Origin of the sequence: Streptomyces sp. NPDC089919 (assembly GCF_040684615.1) — a bacterium.
Lineage (GTDB): Bacteria > Actinomycetota > Actinomycetes > Streptomycetales > Streptomycetaceae > Streptomyces.
On the sequence record NZ_JBFBGK010000056.1, the window covers coordinates 16,292 to 42,092 of the forward strand.

At 71.5% G+C, this 25,801-nt stretch carries 14 protein-coding genes; 10 read left to right on the forward strand and 4 right to left on the reverse strand.

What is annotated here, in order from left to right; genetic code table 11:
• Positions 1 to 107 precede the first annotated feature (107 nt).
• Positions 108 to 2,312, reverse strand: coding sequence for a glycogen debranching protein GlgX (gene glgX, locus AB0O40_RS22135; RefSeq protein ID WP_365044292.1), 2,205 nt, complete (start codon positions 2,310 to 2,312; stop codon positions 108 to 110).
• Between the two features lie 340 nt (positions 2,313 to 2,652).
• Between glgX and AB0O40_RS22140 the strand changes: the two genes are divergently transcribed.
• The 9 genes from AB0O40_RS22140 (at position 2,653) to AB0O40_RS22180 (ending at position 11,094) form a co-directional block, all read left to right on the forward strand.
• Positions 2,653 to 3,849, forward strand: a complete 1,197-nt coding sequence (locus tag AB0O40_RS22140; RefSeq protein ID WP_365044238.1) for an Ig-like domain-containing protein — start codon at positions 2,653 to 2,655, stop codon at positions 3,847 to 3,849.
• Positions 3,850 to 3,960: 111 nt separating this feature from the next.
• The gene (locus AB0O40_RS22145; protein WP_365044241.1) at positions 3,961 to 4,521 is read left to right on the forward strand and encodes a prealbumin-like fold domain-containing protein; all 561 of its coding nucleotides are present in this window, start codon (positions 3,961 to 3,963) and stop codon (positions 4,519 to 4,521) included.
• Between the two features lie 122 nt (positions 4,522 to 4,643).
• Positions 4,644 to 5,342, forward strand: a complete 699-nt coding sequence (locus AB0O40_RS22150; RefSeq protein WP_365044295.1) for a L,D-transpeptidase family protein — start codon at positions 4,644 to 4,646, stop codon at positions 5,340 to 5,342.
• A 121-nt stretch (positions 5,343 to 5,463) separates the two neighbouring features.
• Positions 5,464 to 6,720 carry an Ig-like domain-containing protein gene (locus AB0O40_RS22155; RefSeq protein ID WP_365044244.1) on the forward strand — a complete coding sequence of 419 codons (1,257 nt, stop codon included), beginning with the start codon at positions 5,464 to 5,466 and terminating at the stop codon, positions 6,718 to 6,720.
• 50 nt (positions 6,721 to 6,770) lie between these two features.
• Positions 6,771 to 7,538: an enoyl-CoA hydratase-related protein gene (locus tag AB0O40_RS22160; RefSeq protein ID WP_365044247.1), complete on the forward strand. Its 768-nt coding sequence runs from the start codon at positions 6,771 to 6,773 to the stop codon at positions 7,536 to 7,538.
• Positions 7,539 to 7,753: 215 nt separating this feature from the next.
• Positions 7,754 to 8,338 carry an ATP-binding protein gene (locus tag AB0O40_RS22165; RefSeq protein ID WP_365044249.1) on the forward strand — a complete coding sequence of 195 codons (585 nt, stop codon included), beginning with the start codon at positions 7,754 to 7,756 and terminating at the stop codon, positions 8,336 to 8,338.
• A 404-nt stretch (positions 8,339 to 8,742) separates the two neighbouring features.
• Positions 8,743 to 9,555, forward strand: coding sequence for a polysaccharide deacetylase family protein (locus AB0O40_RS22170; protein WP_365044251.1), 813 nt, complete (start codon positions 8,743 to 8,745; stop codon positions 9,553 to 9,555).
• Complete coding sequence (locus tag AB0O40_RS22175; protein WP_365044254.1) at positions 9,552 to 10,733, forward strand: YncE family protein; 1,182 nt, start codon at positions 9,552 to 9,554, stop codon at positions 10,731 to 10,733. Before AB0O40_RS22170 ends, AB0O40_RS22175 begins: the two co-directional genes overlap by 4 nt.
• A gap of 148 nt (positions 10,734 to 10,881) precedes the next feature.
• On the forward strand, positions 10,882 to 11,094 hold the full coding sequence (locus AB0O40_RS22180; RefSeq protein ID WP_365044257.1) for an EF-hand domain-containing protein: 213 nt from the start codon (positions 10,882 to 10,884) through the stop codon (positions 11,092 to 11,094).
• 63 nt (positions 11,095 to 11,157) lie between these two features.
• Here the strand turns inward: AB0O40_RS22180 and AB0O40_RS22185 are convergent, their stop codons facing one another.
• The 3 genes from AB0O40_RS22185 to AB0O40_RS22195 all read right to left on the reverse strand — a co-directional run bounded on the left by AB0O40_RS22185 (position 11,158) and on the right by AB0O40_RS22195 (position 16,906).
• On the reverse strand, positions 11,158 to 11,712 hold the full coding sequence (locus AB0O40_RS22185; protein ID WP_365044260.1) for a PadR family transcriptional regulator: 555 nt from the start codon (positions 11,710 to 11,712) through the stop codon (positions 11,158 to 11,160).
• Positions 11,713 to 11,788: 76 nt separating this feature from the next.
• On the reverse strand, positions 11,789 to 12,346 hold the full coding sequence (locus AB0O40_RS22190; protein ID WP_365044263.1) for a hypothetical protein: 558 nt from the start codon (positions 12,344 to 12,346) through the stop codon (positions 11,789 to 11,791).
• A gap of 159 nt (positions 12,347 to 12,505) precedes the next feature.
• Complete coding sequence (locus AB0O40_RS22195; protein WP_365044266.1) at positions 12,506 to 16,906, reverse strand: LamG-like jellyroll fold domain-containing protein; 4,401 nt, start codon at positions 16,904 to 16,906, stop codon at positions 12,506 to 12,508.
• A 429-nt stretch (positions 16,907 to 17,335) separates the two neighbouring features.
• On the opposite strand from AB0O40_RS22195, the gene AB0O40_RS22200 reads away from it, so the two are divergent.
• On the forward strand, positions 17,336 to 25,798 hold the full coding sequence (locus AB0O40_RS22200; protein WP_365044269.1) for a ricin-type beta-trefoil lectin domain protein: 8,463 nt from the start codon (positions 17,336 to 17,338) through the stop codon (positions 25,796 to 25,798).
• Positions 25,799 to 25,801: the final 3 nt, after the last annotated feature.

Consider the following 25,801-nt stretch of genomic DNA (forward strand, 5'->3'; position numbering starts at 1 on the left):
GTCATGTGTCGTGAACCGCTCGTGGACGTGCCCACCGTGAAGTGGACACGCAGATCACGGGGAGCCTACGGGCTCGGCCCGCCCCGCGGGAGCCCCGCCCGGTGCCGTCAGTCCACCACCTTCAGCAGCAGCACCGCCCGCGCCGGCAGGGTGACCGTCTGCCCGCCGAGGTAGCGCACCCCCGGCGCGGCCGCCTGCTCCTCCCGCGTGGTGTCCACCACCAGCTCGTAGGTCCGCGCCCACGGCGCCCCCGGCAGCGTCCAGGCCACCGGCCGGTCCGCCGCGTGCAGCAGCGCCAGGAAGCTGTCGTCGGTGACCTTCCGGCCGCGCGCGTCCCGCCCCGGGATGTCCCGGCCGGAGAGGAACAACCCGACCGCGGGAGCCGGGGCGTACCAGTCCCGCTCCGTCATCTCCGTGCCCGCCGGGGTGAACCAGGCCAGGTCCCGCAGCCCGTCCGCCTCCTGCGGCCGGCCCGAGAAGAAGGCCCGGCGGCGCAGCACCGGATGATCCCGGCGCAGCCCGATCAGCCGCGCGGTCAGCGCGCACAGCTCCCGCCAGCCGGGCTCCTCCAGGAGCGACCAGTCCACCCAGCTCGTCTCGTTGTCCTGGCAGTAGGCGTTGTTGTTGCCCTGCTGGGTGCGGCCCATCTCGTCGCCGGCCACCAGCATGGGCACCCCCGTCGACAGCAGCAGCGTGGTGAGCAGGTTGCGCAGCTGGCGGCGGCGCAGCGCGGCGATCCGGGGCGCGGTGCCCTCGGCGGGCTCGCCCTCGGTCCCGCAGTTCCACGACCGGTTGTCGTTCGTGCCGTCCCGGCCCGCCTCGCCGTTGGCGTCGTTGTGCTTGCGCTCGTAACTGACCAGGTCCCGCAGGGTGAAACCGTCGTGCGCGGTCACGAAGTTCACCGAGGCGTACGGCCGCCGGCCGCCCCAGGCGTACAGGTCGCTGGAGCCGGACAGCCGGTAGCCCAGGTCCCGCACGTCCGGCAGCGCACCCCGCCAGAAGTCCCGGACCGCGTCCCGGTAGCGGTCGTTCCACTCCGTCCACAGGGGCGGGAAGGCACCGACCTGGTAACCGCCCGAGCCCACGTCCCAGGGCTCGGCGATCAGCTTGACCCGGCGCAGCACCGGGTCCTGGGCGATCACCGCCAGGAACGGCGAGAGCATGTCCACGTCGTGCATGGAGCGGGCCAGCGCCGCCGCCAGGTCGAAGCGGAAGCCGTCCACCCCCATCTCCGTCACCCAGTACCGCAGCGAGTCGGTGATCAGCCGCAGCACGTGCGGGCGGCCGGCGTTCAGGGTGTTGCCGCAGCCGGTGTAGTCGGCGTACCGGCGCTGGTCCGACTGGAGCCGGTAGTACGAGCGGTTGTCCACGCCCCGCAGTGAGAGCGTGGGGCCCAGCTCGCCCGCCTCCGCGGTGTGGTTGTAGACCACGTCGAGGATCACCTCGATGCCCGCCGCGTGCAGCGCCCGCACCATTTTCTTGAACTCGCCCACCTGCGCCCCGGCGGTGCCCGAGGCGGCGTAGCCGGCGTGCGGGGCGAAGTACCCGATGGAGTTGTAGCCCCAGTAGTTGCGCAGCCCCCGGCGCAGCAGGTGGTCCTCGTGGGCGAACTGGTGCACCGGCAGCAGCTCCACCGCCGTCACCCCCAGCCCGGTCAGGTGCGCGATCGCCGCCGGGTGCGCCAGCCCCGCGTACGTGCCGCGCAGCTCGGGCGGGACGTCCGGGTGCCGCATGGTGAACCCGCGCACGTGCAGCTCGTAGATGACCGAGTCGGCCCACGGCGTCTTGGGCCGGACGTCGTCCGCCCAGTCGTCGTCGTCATGGACCACCACGCCCTTGGGGACGTACGGCGCCGAGTCCCGGTCGTCCCGGACCGTGTCGGCGATGTACTGCTGGGGCCAGTCGCGGACGTGCCCGTACACCTCGGGCGGCAGCGCGAACTCGCCGTCCACGGCCCGGGCGTACGGGTCCAGCAGCAGCTTCGCCGGATTGAAGCGGGCGCCCGTCCACGGGTCCCAGCGGCCGTGCACCCGGAAGCCGTACCGCTGGCCCGGCCGCACCCCCGGCACGAAGCCGTGCCAGATCTCGTGGGTCAGCTCCGGCAGCGCGCACCGGGTCTCCGTCAGCTCCCCGCCCCGCTCGTCGAACAGGCACAGCTCCACCGCCTCCGCGCCGCCCGCCCACAGCGCGAAATTGGTGCCCGCCACGCCGTCCGGGCCCACCCGGTAGCGGGCCCCCAGGGGCGTGGGCGCCCCCGGCCACACCGGGGGGCCCGGCACCGCGGGGCGCCGGGCCACCGGCTCCGGGCGCACCTCGCTCCGGGCCGACCCGTTCGTCCGGGGGACCGGCGGGCTCTGCCCGCCGAGCCCCGCCACCGCCTGCTGATCCGCTGCGCTCGACACTCCCAGGCCTCCCGCGGCTCTCGGTACCGGCGGGGGCCGCGGGGCCGCGGCGTCCCGGCCGCGTCCCGCCCCCGTCTGGTCCTTCCCCCTGTCATGCCCCGTTTTAGGGCCGGGATCTCCCCTCAACTCCGTCCGGCGGAGTCCCGGGCCCGTCGAAAGCCCGTGACCGGCCGCCCGGCGACGTTTCCCCCGGGCCGCCGCGGTCGTTGGGACGGTCGTGAGAGATGCGAAGAGGCGGGCACGGGCTGGCTTGGCCGCCGTGGTGGTGTGGGGCGCGCTGACGGCCGTACTGGCCGGGTGCAGCGGGGCCGGCGGCGGGGGCGTCGAGGTGGCGCTGCCCGGCAAACCGCGGGCGCCCCAGGAGGCCATCCGGGTCACGCCCGCCGACGGCGCGAAGGCGGTGCCCGCCGAGGGGCCGCTGACGGTCAGCGTGCCCGAGGGGCGGCTCGAGCGGGTGGTGGTCACCAAGGTCGAGGACGCCCAGCAGGAGCCGGTGCCCGGCACCATCGCCGCGGACGGCCTGAGCTGGAGCCCCGACCCGGCCGCCGGCAAGCTCGCGCTGGCCGCCAAGTACACCGTGGACGCCGTGGCCCTCGACGGCCACGACCGCCGCCAGGCCCGGCACACCAGCTTCACGACGTACGTGCCCGAGGAGCGCTTCATCGGCTACTTCCGGCCCGAGCACCGCTCCACCGTCGGCGTCGGCATGATCGTCTCCTTCGCCTTCAACAAGGCCGTGGTCAACCGCGCCGACGTCGAGCGGGCCATCACCGTCACGGCCGATCCGCCGGTGGAGGTCACCGGCCACTGGTTCGGCGGCGAGCGGCTGGACTTCCGGCCCCGCAGCTACTGGAAGCCCGGCACCGAGGTCACCGTCCGGATGTCGCTGCGGGATGTCCAGGGCTCGCCCGGCTCGTACGGCATCCAGGACAAGACCATCCGCTTCACCATCGGCCGCTCGCAGGTCTCCACGGTCGACGCCGCCGCGCACACCATGGTCGTGCGCCGGGACGGCAAGGTCCTGTCCACCGTCCCGGTCAGCGCGGGCGCGCCCAAGACCACCACCTACAACGGCAAGATGGTGGTGATGGAGCTCTTCGACGTGACCCGGATGAACGGCCAGACCGTGGGCTTCGGCGGCGAGTACGACATCCCCGACGTGCCCCACGCCATGCGGCTGACCACCTCCGGCACCTTCCTGCACGGCAACTACTGGGCCTCCCCGGAGACCTTCGGCTCGGTCAACACCAGCCACGGCTGCGTGGGCCTGCGGGACGACAAGGGCGGCGGCTCGGACACCCCGGCCGGCTGGTTCTTCGACCGCACCCTGGTCGGGGACGTGATCGAGGTGGTCAACTCCGAGGACAAGACGGTCGCCCCGGACAACGGCCTGGGCGGCTGGAACCTCTCCTGGGCGGACTGGGCCGCTGGCTCCTCGCTCACGTAAGAGTGATGATCTGATCGGAATGCCGTAGTGGGGAGTGTCCTGACCCGGCCTCCCCCGCCCCTCCGGCCACCCTGGGCACCGCAAGAGCCCCAGGAGAACGGACGGAGAGTCATGACCCCAAGAATGTGGACCCTCGGCCTCGTGGTCGGCGCCGCACTGGCCGCCACGGTGCCGGTCCTGCCGGCCCAGGCGGCCCAGGCGGCCCAGGCGCCGCCGGGCGGCGCCGCGATCCAGCCCGACTACCGCGGCACCCTGCGCGTGGTGAAGACGGACGCCAAGAACGGGCACCGGCTGGCCGGCGCGGTCTTCGAGCTCTGGGTGGAGTACAACGGCCGGCCCGGCCTGCAGACCCGCGGCACGGACCGCGACATCGAGGCGCTGCCGCCCTGCGCCACCGACGAGCGCGGCACCTGCGAGTGGTCCGGCCTGACGGAGAACGAGTACTACCTGCGGGAGGTGGACACCCCCGAGGGCTACGTCCTCCCGAAGAAGCCGGTCACCGGGCCGATCGCCCTCGGCGTCGGCGGCAACCCGCCCCGGGTGGTCACCAAGTACCTCTCCAGCAAGCGCGGCGAGCCCGACAAGGGCGGCAAGGGCGGCGGCCGGGACGACCGGGACGAGGACCGCGGCGACGGCCGCGACGACGAGGACGGCATGGACGGCGAGGACTGACGGGCCCCGCCCCACGGGGCGCCGCCCCTTATGGAGTACCCGTCCCGGCGCCGGGGCGGGTCTCCCGTCGACACTGGGTGCGAAGGCCCGTTGTCCGCGAGGGGGACCTGGAGGTCGGCTTGATATCCCGGATACGCCTGGCGAGCGCGCTCGCCGTGACCGCCCTGACCGCACTGCCCGCGGTCCCCGCCGCCGCCGAGGCGGTCCCGGCGCCCCCCGCCCCGGCCCCCTGCACGGCGCGCACCGGCCCGTACCAGCGGCCCCTGGAGGAGTACCTCGGCCGTCCGGTCGACGGGAAGCAGTCCGCCGCCGACTGCCAGGCCATCAGGGCCTTCCAGCAGAAGCACGCCGTCAAGCCCGCCGAGGGCTACGCGAACCTCGTCACCTACCGCACCATGACGGCCGTCAAGGCCCGCAAGAACCCCAACGCGGCCGGCCGCTGCCCGGTCCGCGACTTCCGGGTCACCTGCGTGGACCTGGACCGCCAGCTCCTGTGGGTGCAGGACGGCCGGGACGTGGTCTTCGCGCCGGTGCCCGTCCGCACCGGCCGGGACGACCAGGAGACCAGGCTGGGCTGGCACGAGATCTACTGGCGGGACATCGACCACAAGTCCAGCCTCTACAACAACGCCCCCATGCCGTACTCGCAGTTCTTCGACGAGGGCCAGGCCATCCACGGCCGCCCCGACGACCTGTACGACGGCGGCGGCTCGGCCGGCTGCGTCAACCTGGCCCTGCCGGACGCCAAGGCGCTGTGGAACCTGCTCCGGGTGGAGGACCAGGTCTACATCTGGGGAGCCAAGCCCGGTACCGATGGCTGAATCGGTTGGGACGGAACGGTGACACTGCCGTGTCCGATCGTCGTCCTCCCATGTGATTTCCTGTCGCCAAGCGCGCGACTGCCCGCGCGCGGGGGCCAGGGGATCCGGGGAGTAGACGAAGTTGAACGTGCAGCCGATATCGGGGGAGTCGCGCACGCGACGCGGCCGCGCCCGCACCGCACTGTCCGCGCTCGCCCTGGGCGCGGTGCTCATGGTCGCCACGGCGTGCAGCGGCGGTACGCCCGCCCCGGCCGGGGATGACGCCAAGGGCGGCGGCAGCGGCAGTGCCAAGGGCGCCGCCGCCGGCAGCGAGGCCTCGCAGGCCGTACTCAGCATCACCCCGGCCGACGGGGCCAAGGAGGTCGCCACCAGCGGCGTCCTGAAGATCAGCGCCGCCAACGGCAAGCTGACCACGGTCACCGTCGCCGACACCAAGGGCAACGCGGTCGCCGGGAAGCTGGCCGCCGACGGCACGAGTTGGGAGCCCGAGCGCAATCTCGGCTCGGCGACCGAGTACAAGGTGCACGCGATCGCCAAGGACGGCGCCGGCCGGGAGTCCGCCAAGGACATCACCTTCACCACGCTCACCCCGAAGAACACCTTCGTCGGGCACTACACCCCGGAGAACGGCTCGGTGGTCGGCGTCGGCATGCCGGTCTCGATCAAGTTCAGCCGCGGCATCACCCACCCCGAGGCGGTCGAGAAGGCCGTCACCGTCACCGCCGACCCGGCGGTGCGCGTCGAGGGCCACTGGTTCGGCAACGACCGCCTCGACTTCCGCCCCGAGAAGTACTGGGCCCCGGGGACCAAGGTCACCCTCAAGCTCAACCTCGACGGCGTCGAGGGCCGGCCGGGGGTCTACGGCAAGCAGACCCGCACCGTGCGGTTCACCATCGGCCGCTCGCAGGTCTCCACCGTCGACGCCGCCACCCACCACATGACGGTCGTGCGCAACGGCGCGGTCCTCAAGAAGCTCCCGATCACCGCCGGCGGCCCGGCCACCACCACGTACAACGGCGAGATGGTGATCAGCGAGAAGTACGAGGTGACCCGGATGAACGGCGCCACCGTCGGCTTCGGCGGGGAGTACGACATCGAGGACGTCCCGCACGCCATGCGGCTGTCCGACTCCGGCACCTTCGTGCACGGCAACTACTGGGCGGCCTCGAGCACCTTCGGCTCCGAGAACGTCAGCCACGGCTGCGTGGGCCTGCGCGACGTGCGCGGCGCGTACGACAAGACCACCCCGGCCGCCTGGTTCTTCGACAGCTCGATCATCGGCGACGTGGTCGTGGTGAAGAACTCCAAGGACAAGCAGATCGCCCCGGAGAACGGCCTCAACGGCTGGAACATGCCGTGGTCGGAGTGGGTTTCCTGACACCCTCCGGGGGTTGCCGCCGACCGGTTAACGGGCACTAACCTGCCCGTATGACCATCTCTCTCGAAGTCTCCGAAGGCGTCGGCACGATCCTGCTGGACCGCCCTCCGATGAACGCCCTGGACATCGCCACGCAGGACGCCCTGCGCGTCCTGGCCGAAGAGGCCACCGCGCGCGCCGATGTCCGGGCCGTCGTCCTCTACGGCGGTGAGAAGGTGTTCGCGGCCGGCGCGGACATCAAGGAGATGCAGGTGATGGACCACGCGGCGATGGTCGCCCGGTCCCGCGCGCTGCAGGACTCCTTCACCGCCGTCGCGCGGATCCCCAAGCCGGTGGTCGCCGCGATCACCGGCTACGCCCTCGGCGGCGGCTGCGAGCTGGCGCTCTGCGCCGACTACCGGATCGCCGCGGACAACGCCAAGCTCGGACAGCCGGAGATCCTGCTCGGCCTGATCCCGGGCGCCGGCGGCACCCAGCGGCTGTCCCGGCTGATCGGCCCGTCCCGCGCCAAGGACCTCATCTTCACCGGCCGGATGGTCAAGGCCGACGAGGCGCTGGGCCTGGGCCTGGTCGACCGGGTCGTGCCGGCGGCCGAGGTGTACGAGCAGGCGCACGCCTGGGCGGCCAAGCTCGCCCAGGGTCCGGCCATCGCGCTGCGCGCGGCCAAGGAGTGCGTGGACGCCGGGCTGGAGGCCGACATCGACACCGGCCTGGCCATCGAGCGGAACTGGTTCGCCGGGCTGTTCGCCACCGAGGACCGCGAGCGGGGCATGAAGAGCTTCGTCGAAGAGGGCCCGGGCAAGGCGAAGTTCGTCTGAGCCGGACCGGCCGGGGAGCCGGCCGGGAGTCGTCCGGAGAGCCGCCCGGGGGCCCCGGTCCTCCCTGGGGGTGGATTAGCCGGGACTTAAAGGAACCTTAAGAACTTATGGAGATCCACTCTGGGTGATGGCCGCTGAACGGTGTGTCATCGCAGCTCAGAGTGGGTTCCGAAGTGTGAAGGTTGCCTTTGGCACATGCCGAACACCCCCTCGGAATGCTTCGTTCCGAGGGGGTGTTTTCGCGCGGAACGGCCCGCCGGGCGGGCCCGGCCCTCCATGATGGGTGCATGGCGGGCCTGGAGGGTGTGGAGCAGCCGCGGCAGCGCGAAGGCGCTTCCGGCGTACGGCCGATGGCGGCCCGGGAAGACGAACAGGGCCTGCAGGCAGTGGAGTTGCACGGCAACCCGGCCGAGACCGAGGTGATCCTGCCGTCGTTGCCGGAGTCGGCCCGCACGGCCCGGCGGCTCGCCCACTGCGTCGTGATCCGCCAGTGGGGCCTGTCGGTGCAGGTCGCCGAGCAGGCGGTGCTGCTCGTCTCCGAGCTCGTCGGCAACGCGGTCCGGCACACCGGAGCGCGTTCCTTCGGATTGCGGATGCACCGGCGGCGCGGCTGGATCCGGGTGGAGGTGCGCGACCCCTCCCGCGGGCTGCCCTGCCTGATGCCGGTGCACGAGCTCGACGAGAGCGGCCGGGGGCTCTTCCTGGTCGACAAGCTCTCCGACCGGTGGGGGGCCGACCTGTTACCGCGGGGCAAGCTCACCTGGTTCGAGATGCGGGTCGCCGACCGGCAGCCGCACTGACCCGCGGGCCCCGCGCCGGGCGGGTCCGGACACGCAGAAGCCCCCTGTCGCCGTGGTGGGGCGCGTCGGGGGCTTCGTGAGTGCGCCGAGGACCTAAGGGGGTGTGGTCCTCGGCGGCGGGCGACCTCGCTCGGGTCAACGGGAAGTCGTGTTTCCGACTATGGCAGACGAGGCCTCAGACACCAAAAGTCCCGAACCGGACATAAGTGTGAAAATAGTAAGAGTTTCCACCTAAAATCTAGGTGAGATGGGCCACTCGCCTCGTAATCTATGAATAAGTATAGCGCTGTGCGGGTGAATCGTTGATCACATAGTGGACGGGGCCTCCGAACGGGCAACTCCGACGAAGGTCCCTAATTGGGTCAATCGTTATCTTTCGGCCAGTCCGGGCCTTAAATAGGGGCGTGCTGCGTTCCGAGCGTCCTCAGGCTTCCCCCGACCGCCGGGCCGTGCTCCGGACCACCGCCGCCGCGCTCGCCGGCGGCCTCGCCGCCGGCTGCGGCGCGGACCGGGGCCCGGACGGCCCGGCCCGGCCCGCCGCGGCCCGGCCGCCCCGCGCCGCGGCCCCCGAGCCGCACCGCTCCCCGGCCCCGGCCCCGCGCGCCCTGCCCGGCCGGCCCGCCCAGATCGACCACGGCGACCGGGCCGGCTCCCGGGTGGCCCTCACCTTCCACGGCAACGGCGACCCCGCCACCGCCCGCGCGCTGCTCGGCGAGGCCGAGAAGGCCGGCGCCCACCTCACCGTCCTGGCCGTCGGCGGCTGGCTGGACGCGCACCCCGAGATGGCCCGCCGGATCCTGGACGGCGGCCACGACCTGGGCAACCACACCCAGCGCCACCTCGACGTCAACACCATGCCCGAGGCCGAGGCGTACGCCGAGATCACCGGCTGCGCGGACCGGCTGCGCCGTCTCACCGGATCCATCGGCACCTGGTTCCGCCCCTCCCGCGCGCAGTACGCGAGCCCGCTGGTCGAGCGGCTGGCCCGGCGCGCCGGCTACCCGCACGTCCTGTCGTACGACGTGGACTCCCTCGACTTCACCTCGCCCGGCGCCGCGGCCGTCATCCGCAACGTCACCGGGACGGTCCGACCGGGATCGGTGGTGAGCCTGCACTTCGGCTATGCGGACACGGTCGACGCACTGCCTGCCCTCCTCGAAGAACTCGCGCGCAGGCACCTGCGCCCGGTGACCACCACGGAGCTGCTGACCTCATGACCACCTGCCTCCCCAGGAAGACCGCCGCCCTGCTGGCGGGACTGGTCCTCGCCGCCCTCGCCGCCTGCGGCGCCCCCAAGGGCAAGCCCGAGGCGCTCGGCTCCCAGGGCGCGGCCCGCCCCGGGCGGGCGGTGCCCGCGATCCCGCCCGGACTGGCCGGGATGCCCCCGCTGCTCGCCCCCGACGACGTCTACGCCGCCGACCGGCCGAACAAGCTCTCGCCGGTGGTGAAGGACTTCCCCTCCCGGGTCTACGTCCCCAACACCACCTCCAACACGGTCTCCGTCATCGACCCCGCCACCTACGAGGTCATCGAGACCATCCCGGTCGGGGTGCAGCCCCAGCACGTCGTGCCCTCCTGGGACATGAAGACCCTGTGGGTGAACAACAACCGGGGCCACACCCTCACCCCCATCGACCCCGCCACCGGCAAGGCCGGCAAGCCGGTCGAGGTGCACGACCCCTACAACCTGTACTTCACCCCCAACGGCAAGTACGCGGTCGTGATGGCCTCCATGGACAAGGAGCTGGTCTTCCGGGACCCGCACACCATGGCGCGGGTCAAGACCGTGCCGGTCAGCTGCTTCGGCGTGAACCACGCCGACTTCTCCGCCGACGGCCGCTACTTCGTCGTCTCCTGCGAGTTCTCCGGCGAGCTGCTCAAGGTCGACACCGAGAAGATGGAGGTCATCGGCCAGCAGAAGCTGCCCTTCGAGGGGGCCATGCCGCAGGACGTCAAGATCTCCCCGGACGGCAAGACCTTCTACATCGCCGACATGATGGCCCACGGGATGTGGGTGCTCGACGGCGCCAAGTTCACCACCCCCAGTCTGCTGCCCACCGGCAAGGGCTGCCACGGCCTCTACGTCAGCCGGGACTCGAAGGAGATGTACATCTCCAACCGCGGCGAGGGCACGATCTCGGTCTTCGACTTCACGAAGAACGAGCTGACCAAGAAGTGGGTGCTGCCGGACGGCGGCAGCCCCGACATGGGCGGGGTCTCGGCCGACGGGAAGGTCCTGTGGCTCTCCGGCCGCTACAACGGCGAGGTCTACGCGATCGACACCGCGACCGGCAAGCAGCTGGCCCGGATCCCGGTCGGCGGCGGCCCGCACGGCCTCGCGGTCTACCCGCAGCCGGGCCGGTACTCCCTCGGCCACACGGGGATCTTCCGCTAGGGCCTGTCCGCCCCTGATCCGCCGGACAGACCCTAGGCGGGGCGCCGGGCGGGGTGTGACCAGGTCGTGCTTCCCCTGGGTGCCGGGGAGGGCCGGAAGGTCGCTAACCTTGCCCGGTCTAGCAAGCACCAAGAAGGGGTGGATCCCAGTGGCGGACATCGACAGCGCCAAGGCGACGTTCGGCCGGTTCGACGTGGACGGCGACGGCTTCGTGACGGCCGAGGAGTTCAAGCACGCCATGGCCGAGATGGGCGACCCGTTCGTCACCGGCCCGGTCGCGGACGCCGTGATCGCCGCGCGCGACACCGACCACGACGGTCGGATGAGCTTCGACGAGTTCTGGGCCGCCCTGAACAAGTGACGCCCGACACGGTGCCGGCCCGGGGCGTGTGCCCGGGGCCGGCTCCGGTGTTTTCCGGGGTGTCTAGGCGGCGGGGCCGTCGTCCAGGGCGGTGATCTCGGGGAGGGCTTCCTCGAGCCAGCGGAGCCAGAAGGTCTCCAGCTCGATGCCGCCGCGCAGGACCAGACGGCGGAGGCGGTCCTCGTCGGCTCCCGCCGCGCCCGGCGGGAAGTCGCGGGCCTCGATGGCCTCGTACAGCGCCAGCTGCCGGCGGTGCAGCTCCGTGTGGCGGTGCAGCTCCGCGGCCAGTCCGCCGGCCCCGACCACCGCCGCGGCCCGCAGCCGCAGGAAGAGCGGGTCCCGGATCGGCTTGGGGTCCTGGCTGCCGGCCACCCACCGGCTCAGCTCCGCGCGGCCCGCCGCCAGCACCTCGAACTCCTTCTTCTGCCCGCGCTGCGGCACCTCCGACGGCAGCGCCCGGATCAGCCCGGCCTCCTCGAGCTTGCCGAGCTCCCGGTAGATCTGCTGGTGGGTCGCGGACCAGAAGTAGCCGATGGACTTGTCGAAGCGCCGCGTCAGCTCCAGACCGGACGACGGCTTCTCCAGCAGGGCGGTGAGGATGGCGTGCGGCAGCGACATGCGGCCATCGTAGGAGAACCGCCGGGAGGGGCGTGGGCGGCTGCGACGCCCCGGTCCCGGCGGGAGCGACCCCTTCTCAGCAGGTCTTCGCGTGCTGGACGTCGACGACGAAGCGGTCCGGGTGGTGCAGCTTGGCGGTGCTGTACTTCGGAGAGGTGGTGAAGGCCAGGCCGAAGGTGACCACGCCCTCGAAGTCACCGGTCAGCGCGATGCCCTTGAGCTTCGGCAGGGTCAGCCGCTTCAGCTTGGGGCCCTTGTAGACGGAGTGGCCCGCCTCGTCGTGCCCGGCGGCCGGCGAGAGCTTGACCTCCAGGAAGTACCGGCCGGGCAGCGGGACCGGCTTGCCCGAGCCGTCGTAGACCAGCTTGGAGACGCGGCGGACCGTGGTCCCCGGGTAGAGCCCTCCGGCCAGGTCGATCACGACCCGGTCGTAGGTGCAGTGGGTGGCGTAGCGGGCGTTGACCACCTGGGCGTGGGTGACGCCCGGGACGGTGGCGGTGGCCGCGGGGGCCGGTGCGGCCGCGGCCGGCCCGGCGAGCGCGGTGCCGGCGGCCAGGACCAGGCCCGTGGCCAGGGCCACGCGACGGCGGCCGCGGACAGTGGTGAATGCGGACGGTGCGGGAATGGTCTTCATGGCGTCCCCCGGATCTCCTCGGCTCGGGGACAGTGCTGTCACCCGGGAAGACACCGCCGCGGCCGGTTCCGGTTGCACCGCACGGGGGAGAACGGGAGCGGCCCGGCCCCCGCCGCCACGGGGGCGGTGGGGACCGGGCCGCTCAGGGGCCGGAGCCGGTCAGTCGAGCTGGGAGATGCCGGGCAGCTCGCCCATGGTCGCGGCGGTCGCCGGGGACAGCGCGCTCGGGTAGATCCGGACGTCGCTCACCGAGCCGTTCGCGTACTCGCCGTACACGCCCTTCGTGATCTTGCGGCCGATCTGCACGCCGCCGTTCGCGTTCCACGAGGCGCCGGTGTACTCCCGGCTCGCCGAGAGCTTGCCGTCGACGTACAGCAGCATCTGGCTGGTGCCGGTGTCGTAGACGCCGACCAGGTGGGTCCACTTGCCCACCACCGCCGGGGACGTGGCGTACGCCGCGGACCAGACCGAGGTCGTGGGGTCGCCGTGCCGGGTGCCGAACGCCCACGTCTTCGAGCCCGAGGAGTAGTACATCTGGAACGCGCTCGCGTTGCCGTCCGTGTCCTGCTGGGAGACGAAGGTGGAGTTGGCGGTCGTCGAGCCCAGCTTGACCCAGGCCGAGACCGAGAAGCTGCCGGTGGTGTCCACCGCCGGACCCGCCGTGGCCGCGTACCCGGTGGTGGCGCCGAGCTGGAGCACCTTGCCGCGGGTGGCGTCGGTGGCCCAGGTGTACGCGCCGTTCAGGGTCGCGGGCTGGTTGCCGAGGGAGTCCGCGACGGAGGTGCCGGCGCCCTCGTCGATCCGCCAGGCGTGGGTGGCCGTGCTGCCGACCGAGCCCAGCGAGACGGGCGCGGCGAAGGCGGCGGTGGCGCCCTGGGAGGTGGTGCCCGGGTACTCCACGAGCTGGTTCGCGGTGTCCACGGCGTACAGCTCGGGGTTGCCGTCGGGGCCGCCGGCCGGGCTGTTCAGGTCACCGGGGGACATGACCGCCGGGTAGGCGTCCGCGGTCAGGACCGGGGTCAGCGCGGTCGGCGGGTTGGCGGTCCACCCCGCGGCGGCGCCACCGGTCCAGCCCTGCGCGTTGGTCTGGTTGCAGGTGTAGATGATCAGCTGGGTGCCGGGGGTCTGACTGGCGTTGGGGTCGTCCAGGCACTTGCCCGAGTTCGGGTTCATCAGGCCGCCGCCGGCGCTGAGCACCCACTTCTGGGAGCCGCCGCCGTTGCAGTTCCACAGCTGGACGATGGTCCCGTTGGCCGAGCCGTTGCCGTTGACGTCCAGGCAGCCGCCCATGGCACGGATCGAGCCGTCCGCCATCATGGTCCAGCTCTGCGCGTTGGTCTGGTTGCACCACCAGACCTGGACGCGGGTGCCGTTGGCCGGGTTGGCGTGGTCCACGTCGAGGCAGAGCTTCTGGCCGTCGGTGGTGGTCACGGTGGAGGTCAGCGCCGTGCGCACCGGGGCGTGCAGCAGCGAGGGCACGAGGGTGGTCGGCTCCACGGAGACCGGGAAGGACGTGACCGATCCGGAGATGTCGTCCCGGGCCCAGATGACGGCGGAGCCGCCGGTGACGCTGCCCTTGCCGTTGGCGTCCTTGGTGAGGGTGCCGCCGACGGTGCCGGGGCCCATCAGGGTGTAGCCGGACCAGTCGCCGTCACCGAGCAGCAGCGGGTGCTTGAAGTGGCCGCCGCCGTCGGTCTGGTAGATCCAGAGCTTCTTGTTCTCCACGGTGATCACCGCGGGGTAGTTGTTCGTGTTGCCGTAGAGGTTGCCCGGGGTGATCAGCTGATCGACGTTCCAGGTAGTGGCGTCGTAGCCGGCGGTGCGGCAGCGCGCGGCGTCCGCGACGCGGTTGGAGTCCTCGCAGGCGTCCTTCACGACCACGTCGAAGCGCTTGCCGGTGAAGCCGCCGTACGTGGAGTACGGAGCCGGCGGGGCCGGCCAGACGCTGCCCGAGTCGAGGTCGTTCTTGACGATGTAGAGCTGCTTGCTCGTCTTGTTGTAGGCGAACAGGTCGTCCACGTCGGCGCCGTGCGTGTTGCCGCGGTGGGCGATCAGGTAGTTGTTCCAGCCCGAGCCGTCCGGGGACTGCGCGGCCGTGGAGACCGTCACCGGGCCGGTGGCCGGGGTGGTGGTCTGGCTGGTCGGGGGCTGCACCGGGGCCACCGGCTGGGCGGCGTCGGTGTTGCCGGGCAGCAGGACGAGGTCGCCGGTGCGGGTGGTGGCCAGCAGGTCGGGGATGCCGTCGCCGCCGACGTCACCCGGAGTGATCTTGGTGTCCGGGTTCCACGGCACCGCGTACGTGTAACTGGCCGGGGACTTGGAGAGGTTGCCGGCCTTGTCCACGGCGGCCACGTACAGGGTGTGCACGCCCCACTGCGTCACCGGAACGGTGATCTTCCCGCCGGCCACGCCGTTGGCGTCGGTACCGGTCAGCGGTACCGAGGTGCCCGCCTGGGCGGTCGGCTGGGCGTCGAGGCGCCACACGAAGTGGTCCATGCCGCTGGCGAGGCAGGGGCCGGGGGTGCAGGTGGCCGCGGGGGCGTTCTCGGTCGAGCTGACGGTGAAGTCGGTGGTGCGGCCGGGGCCGGCGTACACGACCGGGCTGCCCGCCCCGCCGCCGACCGGCGGGAAGGAGGCGTTGTCCGCGATCTGCGGGACGTCCGGCGCGGTGAAGTCCGTCCGGAACCAGCAGTGGTCGCTCACGGGCGAGCTCAGGTGGGCGGCCGAGTTGGTCTTGGCGTACGCGTCCCAGCCGTACTCGTGGCCGTCCTTGAGGGCGATGCCGACCGGGACGGCGGCGTCGGTGCCAGAGGCCACGTAGGAGCTGGCCGGGCTGGCGACGGTGGTCGGATTGCCGTTGGTGAGCTGGGAGCGGTCCCAGAACTCGTACACGGCCTGCGCCAGTTCACCGGAGATCTCGGTGGTGACGGTGGAGTGCAGCTGCAGGTTGCTGCCCGCGGCGCCGTACGAGGTCGCGCCGACCCAGCCGGGGCCGGTGTCGGTGCAGTTGGCGGCCGCGCCGACGGCCGACGGGGTGGTGTACAGGTTGCCCGGGGGCTTCGGCGGGATGTCGAAGGTCGTGGTCATGTAGACCACGGTCGACACGCGCAGGTAGTTGTCGTTGCCGCTGGAGTTGGTCTCGTCGCCGAACAGGCCGACCGTCCAGACCTGGATGCCCGCGGCGGCGATCTTCTGCGCCTGGTTGGTCACCGTGAAGCTGGCGGTGTGGTTGCTGCAGCTGCTGTTGGAGTTCGCGGCGCTGGGGATGGTGGTCCGCACGGCCGGGTAGCCGAGGTTGTCGTTGGTGCCCGGCTGGTTGTTCCAGGTGGTGCCGGAGTTGATGGTCCCGGTGGTGTGCAGCGTGATGGGCTGGTCCTTGGAGCAGTCCCAGCTGGCCGCGTAGGTGGAGTTCACCGTGACCAGCGCGTTGGAGATCACCATCTGGGGGGAGAGCCCGCTGGTGTTGATCCCGTAGAAGGAGCGCTCCATGCCGGTGCCGCAGGCGCCGCCCCAGCGCTGGTAGCCGACGCCCTCGCCGTTGGACTGCGGCTTGTCGTACTGCGGGCTGTTCGAGCAGGAGGAGCTGGAGTAGACCTCGGTGTAGTGGCCCGAGGTGGAGGAGACCGGGTTGGTGTACGGGTCGATGTAGACCGGGTACACGGTGTCCGGGTCGCTGAGCACCGAGGTGTCCGGGCGCAGGGTCACCGCGGTCGGGGTGGTGGTCATCGGGACCTGGTCGACCTGGGCGCCGGGGCCGGGGCCCTCGGCCGAGGAGGCGGGGGCCTCGTCGGCGTTGTCGGCCAGGGAGGTCACGCGGACCGCGGTCGCGCCCGCGGCGACCGGGGCGGTGCCCGCCGGGCCGGCGCCCGGGGTGCCGGCCTCGGGGGCGGCGGAGTCCCACATCACCGGGCGGGGGGAGACGTAGTCGAGGGTGCCGTCGGCCGTCTTGGCCTCGAGGCCGCCGGCCGGGGTAGCGGTGAGCCGGAGGCCGTCGGTGGTGGCGCCGAGCCTGAGCTCCTTGATCCGCGGGTCGGCCGCGGCGGCCTTGTCGTGGACGATCAGGACGTCGCTGAAGCCGCCCTGCTCGGTGACCGACAGGGAGAGGTCGACGCCCGGGAGCACCGAGCGGTAGAGCGCGGTGTCGCCCGAGACCTCGGGGGTCGGCAGCGCGAACGGCATGGTGAGCGCGAGCTTGCTGCCGTCCTCGTGGGTGAGGCGGACCGCGGGGCCGGTGCCGCCGCCGGAGAGGGCCACGGCGTGCGGGGTGGCCTCGGGGGACCAGCTGCCGTCGGCGTTGCGGGTCAGGGTGGCGTCGACCGGGACCCAGCCGCCGTCCTTGCGCACCCGGACGGGCTGGAGGGCGGTGGTGGAGGTGAAGGAGCCGTCGGGGTTGGCCTTGACCGTCGTCGTCTGGGTGGTCAGGGCGTCCACGGGCACGGCGTGGTGCTCGGTGACCGCCTCCTGCTGGGCGCTGAACAGCGCGCCACCGGTGGCCGGTTCTCGATCCTGGGCGAGGGCGGGCAAAGCGGGCGCGGCGAGGGCCGCCGAGGAAAGTGCCACAAATATTTTTTGAGGCAGCGTCAGATGTCTGCGTCGTCTCGCAGGCTGGTTCGAACGGTCAAGCATGCGTCAAATTCCTCGCAAGATCGAGTAAGGCGGAGTGGATAATTCCGCCCAGCACCGGCGGCAGCGTTGCAGCGGTGCGGCACAACAGGGCCCGCAGTTTGTCCGATTGGCTGGATGTTCGTCCCGCATAAATAGGTGCAGTTCACACACGGGGATGGCCGGTTTCGTTCGAACGCGGTGTCGGATCACCGTATTGAGCAAACCTCGAGAACATCAATAGCCTCCGCCGGTCACACGTCTGGTGTGACCTGGAACGACGGCGGCCGCTGGCCGCCAGTAGGTGGGGGGCGCACGTTGACAGCGCGACAACGATGGTTCGCGAGCAGGAGATTCCGGATATGGGGCGGGGGGACCGTTCTGGGTGTGGCGCTCTTGGCCACGCTCGCCCTGCTCCTGCCGGTGACCGTCACTCAGGGGCTGGACCTGCGGGTACTGGCGGCCCTGGGCAAGGGCGGCGACGACTGGGAGGGCCGCGACGGCCAGGCGGGGGACTACCGCTTCCGCGGTGAGGTCTGGAAGCCGAAGAAGGTCTCTGAGGTCGCCGGAGTGGGCGGACACGCCCTGACCACCGGACCGGCCGGCCCCCGGCGGACCGACCGCGCCGGCTACAAGCCGGTCGAGCGCTACCGGCCCGGCCGGCAGTCCTGGCCGAAGGCCGGCTCGACGACGGTGAAGCTGACGGACGGCGCCCGCGGCCTCAAGGCGTCGAAGTCGCCCGCGAAGGCCGGCGCGCTGCCCGTGTGGGTGGCCCCGGCGAAGACGGGCAGGAACCCGGTCCCGGCCTCGGTGAAGGTCGAGGTCGGCTCGCACGACCAGGCTCTGAAGGCCGGCGCCAACGGCATGCTGGTCTCCCTGGCCCCGACCGCCCCGACCGCCCCGACCGCCGGCAAGGCCGCCGGCGCGGGCAAGGTCGAGGTCGTCATCGACTACGGCGCCATCGCCAAGGCCTACGGCGGCGGCTACGGCTCCCGCCTCAAGCTGGTCCAGCTCCCCGACTGCGCGCTCACCACGCCGCAGCTGGCGAAGTGCCGCACCCAGACCCCGGTGCCGTTCACGAACCGCGCCACCGCCGACCAGCTGACCGCCACGGTCAGCCTCGGCACCCCGGCGGTCACGGCCCCGAAGGGCGCCAAGGCCATGGCGGCCCAGGCCCAGACGACCGCCGGCACCACCCTCGGCGTCACCTCCGGCAGCGGCGGCTCCCAGGGCGACTACGCGGCCACCTCCCTGAACCCGTCCGGTTCCTGGCAGGCCTCCGGCACCGGCTCGTTCACGTACTCGTACCCGATCGACGTCCCGGCGGGCCTGGGCGGCAACGCCCCCAGCGTCGGCCTCGCGTACGACTCCCAGGCGGTCGACGGCGAGACCTCGGCCCGCAACTCCCAGTCCACGTGGATCGGCGACGGCTGGAGCTACGACCCTGGCTTCGTGGAGCGGACGTACCGCGGCTGCGGCACGCTCCGCGACGGCAGCGGCGACAAGGTCCTCAAGGGCTCCGGGGACGAGTGCTGGGGCGGCGCCAACGCGCAGGTCTCCTTCGGTCCGCACTCCGGCGTCCTGGTCCCCGACACCAAGGACGCATCCGTCCCTGGGCTCCTGCGCCAGTGGAAGCTGCGCGGTGACGACGGCACGATCGTCCAGGAGCTCTCCGGCGCGCAGAACGGCCTCCAGGACGGCACGTACTTCCGCGTCCTGACCACCGACGGCACCGCCGCCTACTTCGGCTCGAACCACGCCCCCGCGGGCGTCGGTACCGCCGCCGTCCCGCAGACCGGCACCCCGACCGACGACGCCACCGACGCCGCCTGGGGCCTGCCGGTCTTCCACCCGCAGTCCGGGGACCCCTGCTACGACTCGGCCAAGGGCAAGGCCTCCCGCTGCGCCAAGCCGGAGGGCTGGCGCTGGAACCTCGACTTCGTCGTCTCGCCGAACGGCCTGGTCCAGCGGTTCGACTACTCGACCCAGACCAACTACTACAGCCTCGGCGGCGGGCAGGCGCCCGACGGCAAGTTCGGCACCCTGACCCCGTACGTCCGGGGCGGCAACCTCGACTCCATCTCGTACGGCTACATGCTGGCCGACGCGCTGGCCAAGCGGACGCCCTCGGCACAGGTCGTGTTCGGCACCAAGCAGCGCTGCCAGACCGACGCGACGTTCACGGACTGCTCGGCCGGCAACCTGAAGGACTCGACCTCCCCGCACTGGCCGGACACCCCGTGGGACCAGCACTGCGACTCCACGGACAAGACGACGATCCCCGACGGGGCCACCACCGTCCCCGCGGACGTCTGCGTGATCGCCGGCCCGACCTTCTGGTCCACCACGCGCCTGGACTCGATCACCACCAAGGTGCACGTCAAGGACGCGAACACCGACAAGCTGGTGGACGTCGACTCCTACCAGCTCGGCCACGTCTTCTCGGCCGCGGGCGGTGCGGTCGACCCGGTCACCGGCACCTCGGTCGACCCGGCGCACTCGGGCTTCCTCCAGGCCGTGATGTGGCTCCAGACCATCCAGCACACCGGCAAGGACACCTACAACAACGGCAACAGTGACATCACCCTCAACAAGGTGGCGTTCACCGGAACCGAGATCGACAACCGCGTCAACGACGTCGAGCCGTCCGCGCCGCCGCTGTACCACCCGCGCATCTCGACGGTCCAGACCGAGACGGGCGAGTCGATCGCGGTCGACTACAACCTGAACCCCTGCGCGGGCAAGACCCTCACCTTCGCGACCGCGGACTCGAACACCAACTCCTGCTACCCGGTGTACTGGGCCGTGCCCGGTGCCTCCAAGCCGGTCGAGGACTGGTTCAACAAGATCACGGTCCGCCAGGTCACCACCTCGGACCTGACGGTGGCCGGGACCTACACGCCCGACGGCAAGGCCGCCCCGGCCGGCTCCGCCTCCCGGGTCGCCACGTACAGCTACGCGGGCGCCGCCTGGCACCGCGACGACTCGGCTCTCGGCGACGACCAGTACCGCACCTGGAGCCAGTTCCGCGGCTTCCGCACGGTGACGGTGCAGACCGGCCGGGCGCCCGAGCCCGTCACGCAGACGGTCTCCACGTACCTCCAGGGCATGGACGGCGACTACAAGGCCGACGGCACCCGCCGCTCGGTCACCGTCGACGCCAAGGCCGGCGGCCAGGTCGTCCAGACGGTCACCGACGCCGACCACCTGGCCGGCACCGAACTCCAGCAGGACGTCTACTCGGCCGCGGGCGGCTCGATCACGTCCACGACGATCACCGGACCCACGACCTCGACCCAGACGCTCAGCGTCCCGCAGACTGCGTGGAGCAACTGGGAGCAGACCGACCACCCCGGCGAGACCAAGCCGGCCCTGTCCACCCTGCCCCCGCTGACCGCCCGTCGGGTGCAGAGCTCCCAGAGCCACTCCTACGTCAAGCTCGCCGACGGCACCTGGCGGCACACCCAGACCGACACGGCGTACGACTCGCTGGGCCGGCCGGTCAGCACGGACGCGCACGGTGATGTGAGCGATCCGAGCCAGGAGAAGTGCAGCACCACCCAGTACGCGAGCGCGCCGGCCACCAACCCGCAGATGCTGTCCTACCCGTCCCAGGTCACCTCGGTCCTCGGCGCCTGCGGTACGGCCGTGAGCGCCGGCACGCTCCTTGCCGACCGGCGGATCTACTACAAGGGTGACGGCACCTTGACCGGGCTCGGCACCCTGGGCCAGGTCTCGGCCACGGCCGCTGCCACGGGCGCGGAGATCAGCACCGGCTTCACCGGCACCACGGAGAACTGGCAGCCCACCGCCGCCATGAAGTACGACGGCGCCGGCCGCGTCACGGACGCCCTGGACGCCACCGGACAGAACACGCACACCGACTTCACCCCGGCGTGGAGCGCCTCCGGAAACAACACCGCCCCGACCACGATCAAGACGACCAACAGCAAGAACTGGGTGGTCACCTCCACGCACTCGCCGCTGCGGGGGCTGGAGACCCAGCACACCGACGCGAACGGCCGCAAGACCGACATCACGTACGACGCGCTCGGCCGCCGCACCGCGGTGTGGCTGCCGGGTCGTGACAAGGCCGCAGGCCAGAGCGCCGACCGCACCTTCGCGTACTCCGTCAACCCGGGCGCCGTCGCGGCCCCCGGTGACACGGTCACCCAGCCCGGCGCCCCGACCTCGGTCACGTCCAAGACCCTGCGCGAGGACGGCACGTACTCCGTCTCCGTCGCCATCTACGACGGCATGCTCCAGCCGCGCCAGACGCAGAGCACCCCGCAGGGCGACAGCGACACCGGCCGGATCATCGCGGACTCCTTCTACGACTCGCACGGCTGGCCCATCACCTCGTACGCCCCGTACTACGAGCCGACGGCGGCGCCGTCCGGCACGGTCTTCGCGGCGAACGAGAACCAGATCCCCGCGGCGAGCACCACCGCCTACGACGGTCAGGGCCGGTCGGTCAAGTCGACCCTGTGGCACCAGGCCGTCGAGCAGTGGCACACGTCCACCAGCTACCCGGGTGCGGACGAGACCGACAGCACCCCGTCCGCGGGCGGCCGGTCCACGGCCACCTTCACCAACGGACTGGGCCAGACCGTCCGGAGCGTCGTCAAGAACACCGGCGGCACGGTGACCCTCCGGGGCAACGACGTCATCCCCTCGGGCACGTCACTGGCCTCCAACACCATCCGCCTGACCATGCAGTCCGACGGCAACCTGGTGCTGACCGGGCTCGCCACCGGAAAACAGATCTGGGCGAGCGGCACAGCCGGAAACCCGGGCGCCTTCGCCAAGTTCGGCACCGACGGCAACCTCGTGATCTACACGCCGTCCGGCGTGTCGAAGTGGACCACGGGCCTCGCGGCCACGACCGGCTCCACCCTCCGGGTGCGCGCCGACGCCACGCTGGTCGTGGTCACGAGCGACGGCACCACCCAGCTGTGGAAGCAGGGCACCGTCAACGGGGTCCCGCCGGCCAACTCCACCACGAGCTACACCTACACGCCTGCCGGCCAGCTGGCCACGGTCAAGGACAACGCGGGCAACACCTGGTCCAACACGTACAACTTCCTGGGCCAGAAGCTCTCCCAGACGGACCCCAACGCGGGCACCGGGACGTACGACAAGTACGACCTCGCCGGCAACCTGCTCCAGTCCACCGACCCGCGCGGTGAGGTGTCGTCCTTCACCTACGACTGGAACAACCGTCGCACCGGCTCGTACAGCGGTCCGTGGCAGACCGTGCCTGACCCGTCCAAGCTCCAGGCCGCGTGGGTGTACGACACCCTGGCCAAGGGCTACCCGACGTCCTCGACCCGGTACGTGGGCGGCGCTTCCGGCAAGGCGTACACGAAGGCGGTCACCGGCTACAACACGGCCTACCAGGCGCTGGGCGACAGCATGACGATCCCCGCCGCGGAGGGGTTCGCCGCCGCCGGGCAGGCGACCGCGCCCGCCGGCGGGACCGTCACGTACACGATGTCCGCGGACTACACGCCCACCGCGGGCCGGTTGTCCACGACGCACTACCAGGCCGACGGCAACCTGCCGGCCGAGGACGTGGACTACGGGTACACCCAGCAGGGCGCGCTCTCGGGGTTCGGCGGCTACATCAACGCCTCGAACACCCCCGCCTACCTGTCCGTGGCCGTCCATGACGCCTTCGGACGCGTGCAGCAGGCCAACTACGGCGCCGCCGGCAAGCAGCTGGCGAACTTCGCCCAGTTCGACGCGACGACCGGCCGGTCCATCCAGACCAGCTCGATGACGCAGACCTCTGCCACCGCGCTGGACGTCGTCAACTACCGCTACAACCAGGTCGGCGAAGTCACCGCGATCGACGACCTGCAGAACAACACCACGCACGACACCCAGTGCTTCACCTACGACTCCTTCCAGCGCCTGACGGCGGCCTGGACGGACACCGCCGGGATCACCTCGCCCACGGCGGCGCCGGTGGGCGGTGTCGGCGGCTGCACCAGCACCGGGGTGAAGACCACCAGCTCCGGCCAGATCAAGACCACCACGGTCGGCGGTCCGGCTCCGTACTGGCAGACGTACACCTTCGACCAGCTCGGTGACCGCACCGGCATGGTCAACCACGACCCGTCCGGCAACGCCCTCGCGGACACCACCCAGTCCATCGCCTACACCGGCACCGACGGCACCGTCGCGGCCACCCTGCCCAACCAGGCGGGCGCCGAGGTCAGCGTCAATCCGGGGACCGGCTCGGCGACCTGGACGAACGGCTACGCCGACCCGGCGTACGCCAACAAGAACAGCGGCAACACCGTCAGCCGAAAGGTGTCCACCACCGGTCCGCTGAGCACCGGCTTCACCCTCTCCGGAGGCGGCAAGCTCTGCATCGAGACGGCGGGCGGTGCCGCCACCGCCGGGACCAAGGTCCAGGTCGGCACCTGCAACGGCACCAGCACGGCGCAGAAGTGGACCATCGGCACGGACGGCACCGTCAAGGTGCTCGGCATGTGCCTGGACACCGTCGCCAACGCGACCACCGCGGGCACGCTCGTGGTGATCGACACCTGCACCACCGACGCCACCCAGAAGTGGAAGGCGACCACCACCGGCACCCTGGTCAACGCGGCCAACAGCGCGGTCTGCCTGACCGACCCCGCCGCCAACGCCACCGCCGGCACGCAGCTCACGCTCGCCACCTGCGGCAGCGCCGGCCAGACGTGGACGACTGCCGACACCGGCGCCGTACCGGCCGGCCAGACCCAGATCCTCACCTACAACCTCGAGGGCCAGACGGCCACGGTCACGACAGGGACCGGTTCCAGCAGCACCACGAGCAAGTACCTGTACGACGCCGACGGTGGCCTGCTCATCCAGACGGGCGCGGTCGCAGGCACCGACAAGACGCGAGTCCTCTACCTGTTCGGCGGCGCCGAGCAGATCACGTTGAACGTCGCGGCCAAGACCTGGACCGGTCTGCGCCACTACGGTGGCCCGGACGGCACGGACATCACGCGCAGCAGCACCGGAGGCGTGACCTACCAGCTCCGCAACACCCAGGGCACGTCCACGACGGCCGTGGACGCGGGCAGCCTGCTGGCCACCCGGCGCTCGTACGACCCGTACGGCAACGCGCGCGGTCCGAAGCCCACGTCATGGGTCTCTCCGGACGAGAACCGCGGCTTCCTCAGCCAGCCGATGGACACCGCAACCGGCCTCAACCTGCTGGGCGCGCGCAACTACGACGCCACGAGCGGCCGCTTCCTCACCCCGGACCCGGTCTTCCAAGCCGGTGATCCGAACCAGATGGGCGGCTACAGCTACGCGGCCGACAACCCCGCCAGCGGCAGCGACGCCAGCGGGCTCGACAACTGGTACACCGACCCGACGATGAACTACTGCGTCATCGACTGCGGTCCCGGCGACACCCCGCCGCCCACCAAGACGACGACGTACGTCACCACGACCAAGACCTCGTCCGGCGGTCATGGCGGCGGTGGCTGCCACGGCTTCTGGAACTGTGCCGGCCACTACATCGAGAAGGCCGCGCCCTACGTCGTGGTCACGCTCGTAGCAGTCGTGATCCTGGCGGCAGCCTACGTCTGCGTCACGGGCACGGGCGGCATCGCATCGCCCGTCTGCGCGGAAGCCGCGGCCGGTGCGTTCGTCGCCACATGCGGTGCGCTGCTCGGCGACTGCGGTCCCGGGCCGGGTGGCGAAGGCGTCTCCGAAGTAGCCAGGGAGGACTCGAGCGCGGGGAGCAAGGCGGGCAAGGCCTCCGGTGAGGCGCACGCGGAGGGCCCCCCGGGCGCGGCCACGGCCGGCGGCGCGGCGAAGGAGGCCGCGCACGACGCGTCCGGTGGCAACGCGGGGGCCCCGAAGGAGAGTGCCACCCCGCAGGCCGCGGCAGAGGCCGCAACGGCTTCGGCGAGCCACGCCGATGAGCCGAACACCGGCACTCCGGGCACGACGTGCAGCTTCTCGCCCGACACGCCGGTCCTCATGGACGGCGGCACGGCGAAGCCGATCGCCGAGATCACCGCGGGCGACAAGGTGGAGGCGGCCGACCCGGACACCGGCGAGGACGCGGGTGCCCGCACGGTCGAGGCCACTTGGGCGCACGACGACGACGACCTGGTCGACCTCACGGTCGAGGTCGCCCCGGGCGACACCGAAACCCTCCACACCACCTCGAAGCACCCGTTCTGGGACGCGACCACCCTCACCTGGGTCCCGGCCGCATCCCTGACCCCGGGGCACGCCCTCACCACCCCTGACGGCCACGCGGTCCACGTGCGCAGGGTCCACCGGACCCCGGGCACTGCCACCCGGTACAACCTCACCGTCGGTCGGCTGCACACGTTCTACGTGCTGGCCGGTTGGACTCCGGTCCTGGTGCACAACACGTGCGGGGAGGCGGATCCGCCGCTCACGCTCGGCATCCACGGCCCCTCGGAGAGCCTGGCCCTGGATCACAAGGAGAGCGGCGCGTACACGTGGAACGACCCCTCTCTGCAAACGGTGATCGGGGAGCTCCCCGGTGGCGTTCCGTACGCCCAGTGGATGGCCAACGTCGACACCGATCTGAAGGCGAACGTCCGTGTCAATATTGCCGTGGACGGGTTCAAGGGAATGAGTGAAGGTACCGCTGCCGAGGTGCAGAACGCCTTCGTCCAGGCCTACCAGGCGGGTGCGGGTTCCGGCTGGTTCTCCACCCAGTGGGAGATGTACCGCGTCGGTTACCACGCCCGCGTGGGCAACTTGGAATGGAGCAGGATTCATTGGTACTTCAAGGGCAAACGCATCGAGGGTGTCCAGGAACCCAACTGGAACCTCGATCCGTCGAAGGTGGGGTACTAGCAG